The organism is Desulfuromonas carbonis, assembly GCF_054658035.1.
On the sequence record NZ_BAAHXR010000003.1, the window covers coordinates 1,349,503 to 1,364,847 of the forward strand.

Sequence of the window (15,345 nt, forward strand, 5' to 3'; positions counted from 1 at the left end):
GGCGCCTGGCGCCCGCCCCATCCATTCCCGCCAGGCTTGCGGCCGGCACAAGGGGGTCACATGTTCAAATGGATCACGGAAAGAATTTCCCTCAAGATCGTTATCTCGCTGATTGCGGTTCTTGCCGTAATCATGGCGATCTTTACCGCCACCCTGGTGCAGCGCCGGGGCGAAGTGCTCAAGGATCTGATGTTGACCAAGGCGCGGACCCTCGCCCTGTTCGGCGCCCAGGCGATGGAGCAGGTGCTGGAGGAAGCGATCAGCAGCGGCCAGTTGACCCGCGCGCAGGTATTCGACAGCGATTATCAGCCGATCACCAGCGGTCCTCTGGCCGGCGCGTCGATTCCCAAATATCACACCGCCTATGATGAATATCTCGACCAGAACATTCTGGAGTTGGAGGATACCCTGGTCCAGGAAGACAGCATGGTGGTCTTCGCCGTGCTGGTCGACAAGAACGGCTACCTGCCGACCCACAACACCAGATATTCCAACCCCCTGACCGGTGATGCCGAAAAGGACAAGGTCGGCAACCGCACCAAGCGCCTCTTCAACGACCCGGTCGGTCTGGCGGCGGGGCGCTATGACGGCAGGGACGGCCAGCAGATCCTGCGCCAGGTCTACCGCCGCGATACCGGTGAAACGATGTGGGATATCACCGCGCCGGTCTTCGTCGGTGGCGAGCACTGGGGTGGCTTCCGCATCGGATTTTCGATCCAGCAGACCGAGGAGGCGATCACCGAGCTGCGCAACACCGTCGCCCTCTCCATGCTGCTGGTGCTGCTGGTAGCCTCCCTGACCATCTATATCGTGGTCTCGCGCATGACCCGGCCGCTCAAGGTTCTGACCGAGGTGGCGGACCGCATCGCCGACGGCAAGCTCGACGAAACGATCAGTCTCGATTCGAGCGATGAAATCGGCAAGCTCGCCGCCGCCTTCAACAAGATGACCCAGGTGATCGTCAAGAACCTGAAGAGCGAGATCGACAAGAGCGCGAGGATGATCGTCTCCGTCAAGGAGGCGATCCAGCAACTCTCCTCCAGCGCCAACGAGATCATGGCGATTTCGGCGCAGCAGGCCTCGGGGGCCACCCAGCAGGCGAGCGCCGTGCAGCAGGCGACCACCACCTCGGAAGAGATCGCGGTGACCGCCAAACAGGTGGCGGAGAATTCGCTGCGGGTGGAGAGCCTCGCCGAGCAGGCGAGCCAGGCGAGCAGCCACGGGGTGCAGGCGGTCGACAGCGCCGTCGGCGGCATGAGCGGCCTCAAGCAGCAGGTGCAGTCGATTGCCGAGGCGATGCTCGATCTCGGCGAGAACTCGCAGAAGATCGGCGGCATCGTCGACATCATCGATGAAATCTCCGACCAGACCAACCTCCTCGCCCTCAACGCGGCGATCGAAGCGGCCGGGGCCGGCGAGGCGGGGAAGCGCTTCTCCATCGTCGCCAATGAAGTCAAGCGCCTCGCCGAGCGTACCGTCGATGCCACCGGTCAGATCAAGACCCTGATCGAAGAAATCCAGAAGGCGACCAACTCGACGATCATGCTCACCGAGGAGGGGACCAAGGGGGTTGATAGCGCCAGCCACCTGGTTGCCCGCATCTCCGAGGAACTCGCCAACATCATCGCCATGGTCCAGGAGACGACCAGCGCCGCCCGCGAGATCAAGCTCTCGACCCAGCAGCAGACCACGGCCAGCGAGCAGATGGCGGAAACCATCGCCGAAGTGCGCGACGTCGCCGCCCAGGTCGCGGCGAGCGCCCAGGAGACGACCCAGTCGATCACCGAACTGACCGCCCTGGCCGAACGGCTCAAGAGCCTGGTCGAGGAAGAAGCCTGATCCGTGACGATCAAGAAGTACCTCGACATCTTCGCCCGTGAGGCCGAGGAGCACCTCCAGGCGCTGCGCCAGGGGAGCCTCGCCCTGGAGCAGGACGGCTTTACGCCCGAGCGGGTCCACGAGCTGCTGCGCAGCGCCCATACCCTGAAGGGGTCGGCGCGGATGCTCGATTTGCAGACCCTCGGCAAGGTGGCCCACGCCCTCGAAGAACTGCTCAAGGAGGTCGAGCAGGGGGAGCGGGAGGTCACCTCGGGACTGATCGACCTGCTGCTGGTGGCGGCCGACGCCCTTGAAGCGCTGGTCGCCCAGGCCCACGCCGGCGGGGAGATCGAGGTCAATGTCGACCTGGTGCTCGAAGGACTGGCGACCGGGGTGCTGCCCGAGGTGCCGGCGCCCCGGGAGGAGCCGACGCCCAGCCCCCGCCGCGAGACGGTCGAAAAGGATACCGTCCGCGCCAGCGTCGCCCGCCTCGACCAGATGGTCAATCTCCTCGGCGAGCTGCTCATCTCGCGCCGTGTGCTCGAAGAACACAACCGCCAGCTAGCCGGCGGGCTGCTGCGCCTCGAGACCTTTCTGCGCCGTCTGCGCAAGGCCGAAAATTACACCCTGCTGCGCAGCATCCTCGATGACCTCGGCCAGGTCTCCATGGCCCTTGAGGCCGATACCCTGGGCCTCTCCTGCCTTGCCGAGGAGCTGCACGGCGAAGCGATGGAGCTGCGCATGCTCCCCCTCGGGACGATCACCGAGGATTTGTCGCGCATGGTGCGCACCCTCGCCCGGGAGCAGGGGAAAGAGGCGCAGCTGGTGGTCAGCGGCGAGGAGGTGGAACTCGACCGGATGATGCTCGAAGCGTCCCGGCCGATGCTGCTGCACATGCTGCGCAACGCGGTCGATCATGGCATCGAAGAGATGTCCGAGCGGGTTGCAGCAGGCAAGCCTGAAGCCGGGCGCATTCAGCTCGCTGCCAGTACCGAGGGGGGATTCGTTCACCTGCGGCTGAGCGACGACGGCTGCGGCATCGATCCGCAGCGGGTACGCCAGGTGGCCATCAACCGCGGTCTGCTGAGCCCGGAGGAGGCGGCCGGACTGAGCGACGAGGAGGCGGTCTATCTGATCCTCCGCCCCGGATTCTCGACGCGGGAGATCGTCACCGACCTTTCCGGTCGCGGTGTCGGCATGGATGTGGTCAAGTCGCAGATCGATCGGGTCAAGGGGAACCTGGTGATCCACTCCCACCCCGGCAAGGGGACCGAGATGTTCCTCAAGCTCCCCCTGACGATGGCGGTGGTGACCGGCCTGGTGGTCGAGTGCGAAGGGGAGATCTACGCAGTGCCGCTGCACTACGTCAGCGAGATTGTGCGCCTTGCGGAGCGGGATATCCTCACCGAGGGGGGGCAGGAGGTGATCCGGGTGCGCGGCGCCACCCTGCCGCTGCTGCCTCTCCCCGACCTGCTCGGGGCCGCGCGCCGCAGCCAGATCGACATCCCGGGGCGGGCGACGGCCCTGGTTCTCAACTTTCGCGAACAGCAGCTTGCCTGCCTGGTGACGCGCACCGTCAACGTTCAGGAGCTGGTGGTGAAGGGGATGGGCGCCCAGCTCAAGAGCGTCCGCTTCTGCACCGGGGCGACCATTCTCGGCAACGGCCTGCCGGCCCTGATCCTTTCCGTCCCCGACCTTTTCAGCGCCGGCCTCGCCGGCACCAGCAGCCAGCTGCGGCAGGACTTCGCTGCCCAGCGTGCCGCCCGTACCAAGGGGCGGGTGCTGGTGGTCGACGATTCGATTACCACCCGCACCATGGAGAAGAACATTCTCGAGACCCACGGTTACCAGGTGACGGTGGCGGTCTGCGGCGAGGAGGCTCTGGCGCGCCTCGCCGAGCAGCCCTTCGATCTGATGGTCAGCGATGTCGAGATGCCGGGGATGACCGGTTTCGAGCTGACCGCCAAGGTAAGGCAGATCGAGGCGCTCCGGGAGCTGCCGGTAATTATTGTCACCTCCCTGGCGAGCGATGCCGACCGCCGCAAGGGGATCGAGGTCGGGGCCCAGGCCTATATCGTCAAGGGAGCCTTCGACCAGGGGACCCTGCTCGAAACCGTCGAAAGCCTGATTGGGTGAGGGGACGATGATCCGCATCCTGATTGCCGACGATTCCCGGCTGACGCGCATGGTCCTCCGGGACCTGATCGCCCGCGATTCCGAGATTACCGTGCTCGGCGAGGCCTGCGACGGGCGCGAGGCGGTCGATTTGACCTGCGAGCTGAAGCCCGACCTCGTCCTGCTCGATGTCATGATGCCGGTGATGGACGGCCTGGCCGCAGTGGCCGAGATCATGGCGCGCTGTCCGACGCCGATCCTGGTCCTCTCCAGCAACGTCGACCCCACCGACAGCCGCAGCGCCTTCAACGCCATCCGCCTCGGCGCCCTCGATGTGATGGAGAAGCCGGCGGGGCTGGCGACCGGAGGGGGAGCCGAGATCGCCGCGCGGCTGCTCGAAAAGATCAAGTCCCTCGCCAAGATCCGGGTGATTCACCACTTCCGCCGCCCCCGTGCCGCCGCCTCTCCGGCAGTGCGACCACCTGTCGGCGAGGGCCGGAGTCTGCTGGCGATCGGCGCCTCGACCGGTGGACCCAAGGCGGTGATGAGCCTGGTCAAGGCCCTGCCCGCCGACTGTCCGGCCCCGGTGCTGATCGTCCAGCATATCGCCCGCGGCTTTGCCGCTGGATTTGCCGAATGGCTCGACCGGGAGAGCACCATCAGCGTGCGTCTTGCCAGTGATGGTGAGCCCCTCACGCCCGGCGTCGCGCTGGTGGCGCCCAACGAGTTCCAGATGGAGATTCAGGATGGCAAGGTGCGGTTGCGCGACACCCCGTCGGTCAACTGCTGCCGTCCCTCCGTCGATGTCCTCTTCCGCTCGCTGGCACGGGAGGATTTGGCCACACGCCTGGTCGCGGTCCTGCTCACCGGCATGGGGCAGGACGGCGCCGAGGGGATGGCCGAACTGAAGAACGCCGGCGCCTACAATATCGCCCAGGATGAAGGGAGCTGTGCCGTCTTCGGCATGCCCCGGGTCGCCATCCAGCTCGGCGCCGTCCACCAGGTCCTCCCTCTCGGCGAGATTCCCGCCGCCCTCAACCGTCTCCTCAAAAACGGCAAAAACCTTTAAAATCCCCGCTGAATATGGTATCTAACCCTTTCCGGCGCCGATGCCGGAAAGGGTTGCGCTGCCTGCAAGGAGAAGAATTTTCATGAGCCTGCGTGTCTACAATACTCTTACCGGCGGCAAGGAGCCGTTTCAGCCGCTCGAGCCGGGGAAGGTCGGGATGTATGTCTGCGGCGTCACCGTCTACGACTACTGCCATATCGGCCACGCCCGTGCCAATATCGTCTTCGACGTCATCTTCCGCTACCTGCAGCACGCCGGCTATGCGGTCACCTACGTCCGCAACTATACCGATGTCGATGACAAGATCATCAAGCGCGCCAACGAGCGGGGGATTTCGAGCAAGGAGCTCGCCGAGGAGTTCATCCGTGCCTTCGACGAGGACATGGCGGCGCTCAACCTCGCCCTGCCAACCCACCAGCCGAAAGCGACCGATTATATCGCCGAGATCATCGCCCTGGTTCAGACCCTGATCGCCAAGGGGATCGCCTACCAAGCGGGCGGCGACGTCTACTACAGCGTCGACAAGTTCCCCGCCTACCTCAAGCTTTCCAAGCGCACCATGGACGAGATGCAGGCCGGCGCCCGCATCGCCCCCGGCGAGCAGAAGCGCAACCCGATGGACTTCGCGCTCTGGAAGGCCGCCAAGCCCGGTGAGCCGAGTTGGCCCTCCCCCTGGGGGGAAGGACGGCCCGGCTGGCACATCGAGTGCTCGGCGATGAGTTCTTCCCTGCTCGGCGCCACCTTCGATATCCATGGCGGCGGGCGCGACCTGATCTTTCCCCACCATGAGAACGAGATCGCCCAGAGCGAGGGGGCGAGCGGCCAGCCCTTCGTCAAATACTGGCTGCACAACGGCTTCGTCAACGTCAATCAGGAGAAGATGAGCAAGTCCCTCGGCAACTTCTTCACCATCCGCGACATCCTGCAGCAGTACGATCCGGAGGTGGTGCGCTTCTTCATCCTCACCGCCCACTACCGTTCCCCCATCGACTTCTCCGACCAGAACCTCGAGGAGGCCCGGGCCGGCCTGACCCGCTTCTACGAAGCCCTGCAGAGTGCCGAGAAGACTCTCGCCCTCCATCCGGTCCCCGATTCGGCCAACTGCCCGGCGATCAGCGACAGTGAACGGGAGGTCTTCGACCTCTTCGAAGCCCTCGACGAGCGCTTCACCGAGGCGATGGATGACGATTTCAACACCGCCCAGGCGATCGGTCACCTCTTCGAGGGAATCCGCGGTCTCAACCGGCTGGTGGCCCAGGGGGACTTCGCGAACTGCCCACTCTCCCTCAAGGTGCTGCGGGAAGGGGTCGACCGCATCAAGGCCCTCGGCGCCGTTCTCGGCATCCTCAACTCCGAGCCGAATGCCTGGCTCGAGGGACGCAAGAGCGCCGAGCTGGCCGGCAGCGGTCTGGTCGCCGCAGAGATCGAGGCCCTGATCGAGGAGCGTCGGCAGGCGCGCCTGGCGCGCAATTTCGCCCGCGCCGACCAGATCCGCGACGAGCTGGCGGCGAAGGGGATCGAACTCCTCGATTCCAAGGAGGGGACGAGCTGGAAGGTGAAGTAGCTCCAGGTGCGGGTATGCAAGGTCGCGGCAACCGGGGGAGGCGGGCGACTTCCCCGGTTGATGAGTTGAGAGCTGTTATTTGTCGTGACAGGCGATGCAGAGCGCCGAGCGGGAGTTGCTGATCCAGAGCAGTCGCGGGGAGCGCCCCATCGGGTTGTGGCAGGTGGAGCACTGGACCTTCGGCTCCGCCCCGGCAGCGTTGAAGAAGAGCCTCGGCCCCTGGGGGTCGGGGCGCAGGGAGCTGGAAATCTCGGGGGTATAGGGGACGTTGACCGGATGGTTGCCGCCCCCACCGCCGACCTTGTAGAGCAAAAACCGATTGCCGCCACCGCCCGCCATGGCCTCGTTGTCATGGCAGTTGATGCAGACCCGCGCATCCCCTTGGGTATAGATGTCGAGAGGAACGATCGGCCGAGTCCGGGCATGGCAGTTGACGCAGACTTCCCAGCAGGGCTCGCTCATCTCGGCCACCGCGAATTTTTTTAGACAGGCTGCGGCTTCCAGGTGGGGGATGGCCCTTGCCGGCCCGGTGGCGATCTGCCAGAACAGCAACGCGGTGCCGATGATAAGGCCAGCCACTAATTTTCCGTTCACGAACGCGCCTCCTTCCTCGGGGGAACCCCGCGCCAAACAGCTTTGAACTCAACCCCAAAAATTTCTGATTTCATTTTAAGAGATAATTAACCTTTAGCGCCGTTCCCGGGGTTGTCAAGGACCGGTCACCTATTGTGGGCTGTGGTAAACTTTCCAGCACTCCCTTTGGGTGGGTTTTCGGTGCCGCCGACGGCAGACGATCTGAGCATGGCCCGCTTTGAACTGACAACCACCTACCAGCCCCGTGGCGACCAGCCGCAGGCGATCGCCGAACTGGTCGCCGGCATCAGCCGCGGCGACCAGCACCAGGTGCTGCTCGGCGTCACCGGCTCGGGCAAGACCTTCACCATCGCCAACGTCGTCGCCGCGGTACAGCGCCCGACCCTGGTCCTCGCGCCGAACAAGACCCTCGCCGCCCAGCTCTATGGCGAGTTCAAGGAACTCTTTCCGCACAACGCCATCGAGTACTTCGTCTCCTACTACGACTACTACCAGCCCGAAGCCTACGTCCCGTCGACCGACACCTTCATCGAAAAGGATTCCTCGATCAACGAGGAGATCGACAAGCTGCGCCACAGCGCCACCCGCTCGCTGCTGTCGCGGCGCGACGTGCTGATCGTCGCCTCGGTCTCCTGCATCTACGGTCTCGGTTCGCCGGAGGCCTACTTCGGCATGCTGGTCAAGCTCGAGGAGGGGGAGGAGACGGATCGCAACCAGCTGCTCAAGCGGCTGGTCGAGATTCAGTATCAGCGCAACGACATCGACTTCCACCGCGGCACCTTCCGCGTGCGCGGCGACACCGTCGAGATCTTTCCGGCCTACGAGGAGGACCGGGCGATCCGGGTCGAGTTCTTCGGCGACGAGATCGAGGCGGTAAGCGAAATCGATCCGCTGCGCGGCCGGGTAATCGACCGCATCGGCCGCACCACGATCTTTCCCGCCAGCCATTACGTGGCGACCCGGCCGACGTTGGAGCGGGCGGTCAAGGCGATCCAGGACGAGCTGCAGCTGCGCATCCAGGAGTTCCGCGCCAACAACATGCTCCTCGAGGCGCAGCGCATCGAGCAGCGGACCCTCTTCGATATCGAGATGATGGAGGAGATGGGGTACTGCCAGGGGATCGAGAACTACTCGCGCTTCCTCGACGGCCGCCAACCGGGCGAACCGCCGGCGACCCTTTTTGACTACTTCCCCGAGGATGCGCTGCTGATCATCGACGAGAGCCACGTCAGCGTCTCCCAGGTCGGCGCCATGTACCGCGGCGACCGCTCGCGCAAGGAGACCTTGGTCAACTTCGGCTTCCGCCTCCCCTCGGCCCTCGACAACCGGCCGCTGACCTTTGCCGAGTTCGAGGCGAAGCGGCTGCAGACCGTCTACGTTTCGGCGACTCCGGCCGACTACGAGCTGAAGGCGGCCTCCGGGGTGGTGGTCGAGCAGATCATCCGCCCCACCGGCCTGGTCGACCCGCCGATCGAGGTACGCCCGGCCCGGGAACAGGTCGACGACCTGATCCACGAAATCCGCGCCACCGTCGCCGAGGGCTACCGGGTGCTCGTCACCACCCTCACCAAGCGGATGGCCGAGGACCTTACCGGCTACCTCGACGAGCTGCAGATCCGGGTGCGCTATCTCCACTCGGATATCGACACCATCGAGCGCATGGAGATTCTGCGCGATCTGCGCCAGGGGGGCTTCGACGTGCTGGTCGGGATCAACCTGCTGCGCGAGGGGCTCGACCTGCCGGAGGTGGCGCTGGTGGCGATCCTCGACGCCGACAAGGAGGGATTCCTGCGCAGCGAGCGCTCCCTGATCCAGACCTGCGGCCGGGCGGCACGCAACGTCGACGGCCGGGTGATCATGTACGGCGACCGGGTGACGCGCTCGATGCAGGCCTGCCTCGACGAGACCGAACGCCGGCGCGCCGTCCAGCTTGCCTACAACGCCGAGCACGGCATCACCCCGGAGTCGGTCAAGAAGAGCCTGCGCACCATCCTTGAGGATATTGCCGAGCGCGGCGATTACGGCGAGCTGCCGCAGGTGGCCGAGGAACTGGAGGAATTTCGCAGCCGGGACGAGCTGCAGTCAGAGATTGAGCGACTGCGCCAGGAGATGCTGGCGGCCGCCGCCGCCCTCGAGTTCGAAACGGCGGCCCAGCTGCGTGACCGGCTGCTGGCTTTGGAGAAGCGGGAGTTGGGGCTGTAATTCCTGCCTGCACCTCGCGCAGCGAAAGAAGCCCCCAGAATTTCCGGGGGCTTCTTTCGCTGCGCTATTGATCAAATGAGCTTACTGAGTGGTGAAGGTGAGGCTGTAAGGGGCCGCCATGTTGACGCCATTGGTGTTGCGGACGGCATCCGAGATGGTGACAGTACAGTTGCTAGCTGCCGGGAAGGTTATCCCAGAGCCGAGGCTGAAGGTGAACTCGGTATCTCCGCTCGCACTAGCCACGGTGGCGAAGTTGTAAAGTGTGCCGCCGCAATCGGCCGTGACGGTTGTGGCAGAGACGGTGTTCTTGTTCATGCTCTGGTCGAAAGCGACAATGACCGTGCCGTTGACCGGGATATTGGTGTCGCCATCCTGCGGGATGGTCCAGAGGACGCTCGGCGCCGGGACTGCCGCAGGAAGGTTGATGACGCCCGCGATCTCCCCGGTAAGGTTGGGGCCGTTGTCGCCGCAGACCCCACCGGGGAAGGTCAGAGTAATGGTGATGATCGTTTGCGTGGGGGTAGCGGTTGGGTCGATATCGCTGAGCAGGGTAAAGGTCCGGACCCACGGTGAAGCTGTTGCGGTGTCCCCGATCACGGACTTCCCGCCATTGACCAGGGTGCCGGCTGAGGTCGTGATGTTCAATTCCGTTCCGGCGATGGGCGGGGCGCCATTGGCGTCCTCGATAGTAATAGTGAAGTTCTGGCTTTCACCAATCTCAAGCGCGAAACCAAGCGCGGGATCCGGGACAACGGACATGCCCATGGCACCGCTCATCAGATAATCAAACTTCCGCCAGATGGTCGTGCTGGTGTCGCAGGTGCCGTTGGCCGGGGTGTAGGCATTGTTCTCGTCGACGTCGACATACAGCTCCCCTGCTTCGTAAAAACCACTCTCGTTGCCGTCGATGTAAGGTTCACCTTGATCGCCGGTACAGATGTCGCCAGCGTCGTAGACGCCGTTGCCGTTCACGTCCTGGAATCCCTCGTTGCCTGTCACATAGGCGACCACCTGGCAGTGAGATACGTCACTGAGGGGCGGCGACGGGAAGTTGAAATCGAGTCCGTGGGTGACGGTCTCTGCGATTTTTCCCTTGGTGGTCGAGGTGACGAAGCCGGTAGCGCTGTCGCCGATGGTGGCACAGCCCGGTTCCACCATGAAACTGACGTTGGTTCCATCCGGGACCGGATTCCCGTAGCGGTCTCCCACAGTAATGTTGTATGCGGAGGTGCAGCCATCATACAGGAGGGAGGGGACATTCAAGGGGCTTCCGGAGACGGGAAGATGCAGGGAGTCGGGCGTTCCGCTGACCACCGTCACCTGGGCGACGGTGCTGATATCGGACCCCAGAGAGCTCGCCACAGTAGCGGTGATGTCGACCGTTCCGGAGACGGTCCCGGCGCGGAAGGTCGCAAATGCCTGGCCGGCCACTGTATTGGTTGTCACCGAAGTGGCATAGGGGCTCGAACCGTCGGAGAGAAGCTCCCCGCCACCGAGCTGCAGCGGGTCGAGGGAAAGCGTCACGGGTGTTCCATCCGCTACTGGGTTGCTACCGGGGTCCTTGACCGCGAAGGTGATGACGGAAGTTTGCGTCCCCGGCTGGCCAAGTTGCTGCACGAATTCAGGAATGACGCTGACCACCTGTACTGAGCCGGCTGCACTCGGGGCCACGGTAAAGGTGATGGTTTTGCTGACTAGGCCGGCGGTGGCCGTTACAGTGAGGGACCCGGAGACGTTCCCAGCATTCAGGGACGCTGTGGCTTCGCCGTTAGTTGTGGTGGCCGAGGTGGTGACGGTCGCCGCCGTGGCGGTGCCCGAGAGGCTGAAGGTCACCGGGGTGTTGTCGGCGACGTTGTTGCCCAGCAGATCCTTGACCGTGGCGGTCAGGGTAGCCTGCCCGAACAGCGACAACGCGGTCGTATTCACTGGCAAAGAAGTAAGGGTGATAGTTGCCGGATCCCCGGCCAGGAAGTCAACCGTCACGTCCTTGGTGGCGAGGCTCCCCGCCGCGGCCCTGATCGTAGCCGTCTCAATGGTCGAGTCGGTTACCTCCACACTGGCCTGCCCGAGGCTGTTGGTAATGGCTGAGCCGGTGCTGAGCAGGGCATCCCCGACCGTCACCTGAAAGTTAACGGGAACGCCGGCGACACGGGAATTGCCGTAATCGACGACCGTGGCAACCAGGGTTTTGCTGCTGCTGCCATCGGCGATGCTCTCAGAAGTTGCCGGTGCGAACTGCAGGCTGCTGCCAAAATAGAGCGGAATTTCGATGGTCTCGCTACCAGTCACGGTTACCACGACATTTTCGGCGGTGGCGTCAGTGACGGTCACCGAAACCTCACCGTTTATGTCGGTGGTGTAGGGACCGGCCGGGGTAATGGTTGCAGCGCCGTTCACGGAAATATCAAGGGTTTGACCCGCGGCGGGGAGTTTGGTCCCGAGGTCGGTAACCGTGGCCACAACCGTCGAAGTGTCATTGACCTTCAAGGCACTCAGGGTGGCGGAGGCCGTGGTGCCATAGGTGGCGGTCGGCGCCTTGAAGGTGACGTTCGCTGTGCCGGAGATGCTGGGGACCCCGGAGACCTGGGCCAGGATGCCGATGGTGCTGCCGTTGTTGCCGGTGTCCGTGGCGGTTAGGGTCACGGCACCGTTCTGGTCAGTGACGCCGACAGACGGGGTGAGCAGATTGTCACTGTCACCGTAGTTCGGAATGAAGGTGAGCGAAACGCCGGGGATGCCACCACTGTTGCCATCGCGCAGATAGGCAGTCAGGGTCGCTGCCCCGGTTGCATTGACGGCGCTGGGGGTGATGGAGAGGGTCGGGCCGAAAGTAAAGGTCTGCTCCCGGCTGACAATGCCGGAATAGACCCGTAAAGTGATGTTCTCGGCCGTCGGATCGGTAATGCTGAATGTCTCTTGACCGAAAGCGTCTGTCATTCCGCCGTTTGTCGCGGTGACGACCGCGCTACCGGCACTGACCACCGTGGAAAGCGTGATGCCCGCCGCGGCATTGCCATTGACATCCACGGCGGTGGCGCGAAGGGTTGCCGAGCCGCCTGCCGCCAAGACGGAACTCGGAGAAATCTGGTCAATGGTAATACTTGCCAGTTTGTAGAAGACATTGATGTCCACTGTGGCGGTCTTGATGTTGGAGGAGCGGACGCTGATGGTGTCCGTCCCGGCGGCGTTGCCGGCGGTATAGTTGAGGGTGGCAAGACCACTGAGATTGGTGGTTGCCGTCAGTGCACTGAGATTGCCGCTGGTGGTGTTGGGGGAGACGGTGAAGATCAGGGTTGCATTGCTTACCGCGTTGCCCTGTGCATCGGTCGCCGTAGCGATTAACCCGGAGGTTTCGCCGAGGGCGACGCTGGTTGGTGTGGCTTGCAGGGTGATGGTCGCTACCGGACCCGGCACGAAACTGACAGCTGTGCTGGCGGTAAAACCGCCAAAAGAAGCCTGGACGGTTGCCGACCCGGTCGAGGTGGTGCTGGTCAAGGATACCGATGCGTAACCGGCTGCGTCCGTGGTGGCGCTGGCGGCGGAGAGGGTGCCCAGGGTGGTGGTAAAGGAGACGGATGCCCCGGGGACCGGCTTGTTGTCGATATCGAGGACCAACGCCCGCATCAGAGTGTTGGAAGTGCCGTCCGCCGTAATCGAACTGACCCCCGAACTCAGGGAGACCGATTTGATGACGACCGCTGAAGCACTTACGGTCAGGGTGCTGGAGGCAGTCAGGGCATTGGACATGGTGCGAACGGAGACGATGTCATCGCCGGTGGTGCTGCCGGCGGTGTAGTTGATGCTGGCCTGGCCGTTGATGTCTGTGGTGGCGGTCAGAGAACCGAGGCTGCCGCCGCTGGTGTTGGTGGTAATGGCAAAGGCAAGGGCCTCGCCGCTGGCCGGGTTGCCGTTAGCATCGACAACTGCGACGTTGATCATGCTGGTTCCATTGGGCTGGGTGGTTGAGGGGAAAAAGGAAATCGTGGGAATCACCGGAGCCCCGGCGACAAAAGCCACGCTTTGGGAATCTGCCGAGACGCCGCCTGCAATCGCATTGACCTGTGCGGTACCAATGGAGGTGCCGCTTACCAGGCTCACCTGGGCAATGCCGTTGGCATTAGTTATGGCGCTTGAAGGGTTTACGTTGCCCAGTGTGGTGGAAAAGGTGACAGTCGCACCCTCGATGGGGCCGCTGCCGCCCGAGACAACGGCGCGCAGCAGGGTTGAGGCAGTTCCATCTGCCGTGATGCTGTTACTTCCTGTAGTAAGCGAAACAGCCGTGACCTCCGAGTTATTGATATTGGTTGGGGAGGTAGTTGTTGAGTCACTTTCTTTTCCGCAGCCTCCTGCCATCAACAGGATTACTGCAAGCAAGACATAAGAGATTAGAATTTTTTTCATCAAACCCTCCCTTTTGGTGCAATAGTGAGTTTTTATGGTCTCTGGGTATTTTCCCATAGTAATCGACAATATGAGCCAACTTACTACCACGGAGCTAGGGGAAAAACAACTTATTTATAATGAGTTCTGGCTTGCCGCCCGCATTCATCAACGTGGGAATGGTTTGTCAATGCACATAAAATGCCAGGAGATCTCATCGATTTTCAGGATTGACTTTTCTTCGACTCCGGGAATTGGAAATCCGATAATCGCCCAAATTCAGGTTAACTAGCTGTTGATATATGGAAGAAAGAAATGTTTGTGCCTGGGAATGTTGCTGATTAGGGCGGGATGCCAAGTGCCCTAGCCTCTTTGCGGGAATCAAAATAGAGTCCAGCCAACTTCCTGGCGAATTAAGCCCTACGGTAATGGCAGCCAGGTCGATCGCACCGGTGGGGTTGCGGGGCAGCCAAGAAAGCCGTGGATTGTTTTCCCGTTTGCGCTCGGGTAAGATGATTCACATTATCCATAGAAATTCCTGATTAGGTCTGATTCTCAGCTATGACACATTCTGTCGCACAGGGAGCATAGAGTTTGGCCATGGAACTCATGAATAACAAGGAGGTTAGCATCCATGGCCATCAATCGTATCCAGTTCCAACCGGGGCTGAGCTTGGCTGATTTTCTCAAAGACTATGGTACGGAGGCCCAATGCGAGGCGATCCTTGAGCACTCGCGCTGGCCCCAAGGATTTGTCTGTCCAGCATGCGGTGCAAGCCGCGCGGTCCAGTTTCGGCGAGGACGGTCGAACATCTTCCAGTGCTGTCGCTGCCGCAAACAGATCTCGCTGATCTCCGGAACGATTTTCCATGGGAGCAATCTGCCGCTGACCCAGTGGTTTCTGGCCCTCTACTTCATGACACAAGGCAAGTCCGGCCTGTCGATGCTGGAGTTGAGACGAATGCTGGGTTTGAGCTACAAAGCGGCTTGGCGGCTCAAGCACAAGCTCATGCAGGCGATGTTCGAGCGCGAAGAGACAACGGTTCTGGCCCAGCGGGTCGAGATCGACGACGCCTACTTGGGCGGGGAACGCTCCGGCGGTAAGGTTGGTCGCGGTTCGGAGAACAAAGTTCCCTTCATTGCGGCAGTGGAGACCAGTCACGAGGGCCATCCGCTGCGAGCTGTTTTTAGCCGGGTGACGACCTTCAGCAGCCATGACGTTGATCAATGGGCCAAGAATCACTTGGCACCGACGGCGCTGGTCGTTTCTGATGGCCTGAATTGCTTCCGCGCCGTCACCAAGACTGGGTGCTACCATCAGCGAAAGGTGGTTGGTGATCAACGCAGAAGTACCGACATGGGCTGCTTCCACTGGATCAACACCATCCTGGGCAATCTTAAGACGGCCATGGCCGGAACGTATCATGCGTTTGACTTCGACAAATATGCGCATCGCTATCTGGCCGAGTTTCAGTACCGGTTCAACCGGCGGTTCGATCTGCGCAGCATGCTGCCAAGACTGCTGTTCGCCTGTGTCTCAATCGGCAAGCGGCCCGAGGCCTGGCTTCGCCGAGCTGAGAATTGGACCTAATCAGGTAGAAAT

Annotated in this window: 8 protein-coding genes and 1 pseudogene; 6 read left to right on the forward strand and 3 right to left on the reverse strand. The window is 62.5% G+C overall.

The genetic code is table 11. From position 1 onward, the window contains the following. Positions 1-60: 60 nt before the first annotated feature. The 4 genes from ACYQ8E_RS13185 to cysS all read left to right on the forward strand — a co-directional run bounded on the left by ACYQ8E_RS13185 (position 61) and on the right by cysS (position 6,566). Complete coding sequence (locus ACYQ8E_RS13185; protein ID WP_231875375.1) at positions 61-1,839, forward strand: methyl-accepting chemotaxis protein; 1,779 nt, start codon at positions 61-63, stop codon at positions 1,837-1,839. Between the two features lie 3 nt (positions 1,840-1,842). Next, a complete protein-coding gene (locus ACYQ8E_RS13190) occupies positions 1,843-3,954 on the forward strand; it encodes a hybrid sensor histidine kinase/response regulator (protein ID WP_066723468.1) in 2,112 nt (703 codons plus the stop codon). A gap of 7 nt (positions 3,955-3,961) precedes the next feature. Then, complete coding sequence (cheB, locus tag ACYQ8E_RS13195) at positions 3,962-5,002, forward strand: chemotaxis-specific protein-glutamate methyltransferase CheB (protein WP_066723471.1); 1,041 nt, start codon at positions 3,962-3,964, stop codon at positions 5,000-5,002. An 82-nt stretch (positions 5,003-5,084) separates the two neighbouring features. Next, the gene (gene cysS / locus ACYQ8E_RS13200; protein WP_066723474.1) at positions 5,085-6,566 is read left to right on the forward strand and encodes a cysteine--tRNA ligase; all 1,482 of its coding nucleotides are present in this window, start codon (positions 5,085-5,087) and stop codon (positions 6,564-6,566) included. Between the two features lie 75 nt (positions 6,567-6,641). Here the strand turns inward: cysS and ACYQ8E_RS13205 are convergent, their stop codons facing one another. Then, entirely contained in the window at positions 6,642-7,160 is a 519-nt protein-coding gene (locus ACYQ8E_RS13205) for a cytochrome c3 family protein (RefSeq protein ID WP_066723477.1), read from the reverse strand. A gap of 207 nt (positions 7,161-7,367) precedes the next feature. Here ACYQ8E_RS13205 and uvrB point away from each other — a divergent pair, with 207 nt between their 5' ends. Beyond that, positions 7,368-9,362, forward strand: coding sequence for an excinuclease ABC subunit UvrB (uvrB, locus tag ACYQ8E_RS13210; protein WP_066723481.1), 1,995 nt, complete (start codon positions 7,368-7,370; stop codon positions 9,360-9,362). An 81-nt stretch (positions 9,363-9,443) separates the two neighbouring features. On the opposite strand, the gene ACYQ8E_RS13215 is transcribed toward uvrB, so the two are convergent. Continuing rightward, complete coding sequence (locus ACYQ8E_RS13215) at positions 9,444-13,301, reverse strand: beta strand repeat-containing protein (RefSeq protein WP_459861592.1); 3,858 nt, start codon at positions 13,299-13,301, stop codon at positions 9,444-9,446. 126 nt (positions 13,302-13,427) lie between these two features. Further along, a pseudogene (locus ACYQ8E_RS13220) lies at positions 13,428-13,820 on the reverse strand (Ig-like domain-containing protein); the annotation flags it as partial. A gap of 556 nt (positions 13,821-14,376) precedes the next feature. On the opposite strand from ACYQ8E_RS13220, the gene ACYQ8E_RS13225 reads away from it, so the two are divergent. Next, positions 14,377-15,333 carry an IS1595 family transposase gene (locus ACYQ8E_RS13225; RefSeq protein ID WP_066723323.1) on the forward strand — a complete coding sequence of 319 codons (957 nt, stop codon included), beginning with the start codon at positions 14,377-14,379 and terminating at the stop codon, positions 15,331-15,333. Positions 15,334-15,345 lie beyond the last annotated feature (12 nt).

Bases quoted from the DNA above. Each gene is read 5' to 3' on its own strand.
- ACYQ8E_RS13185 (WP_231875375.1), top strand. From the start codon at position 61: ATGTTCAAATGGATCACGGAAAGAATTTCCCTCAAGATCGTTATCTCG.
- cheB (WP_066723471.1), top strand. From the start codon at position 3,962: ATGATCCGCATCCTGATTGCCGACGATTCCCGGCTGACGCGCATGGTC.
- cysS (WP_066723474.1), top strand. From the start codon at position 5,085: ATGAGCCTGCGTGTCTACAATACTCTTACCGGCGGCAAGGAGCCGTTT.
- uvrB (WP_066723481.1), top strand. From the start codon at position 7,368: ATGGCCCGCTTTGAACTGACAACCACCTACCAGCCCCGTGGCGACCAG.
- ACYQ8E_RS13215 (WP_459861592.1), bottom strand. From the start codon at position 13,301: ATGATCAACGTCGCAGTTGTCGATGCTAACGGCAACCCGGCCAGCGGC.
- ACYQ8E_RS13225 (WP_066723323.1), top strand. From the start codon at position 14,377: ATGGCCATCAATCGTATCCAGTTCCAACCGGGGCTGAGCTTGGCTGAT.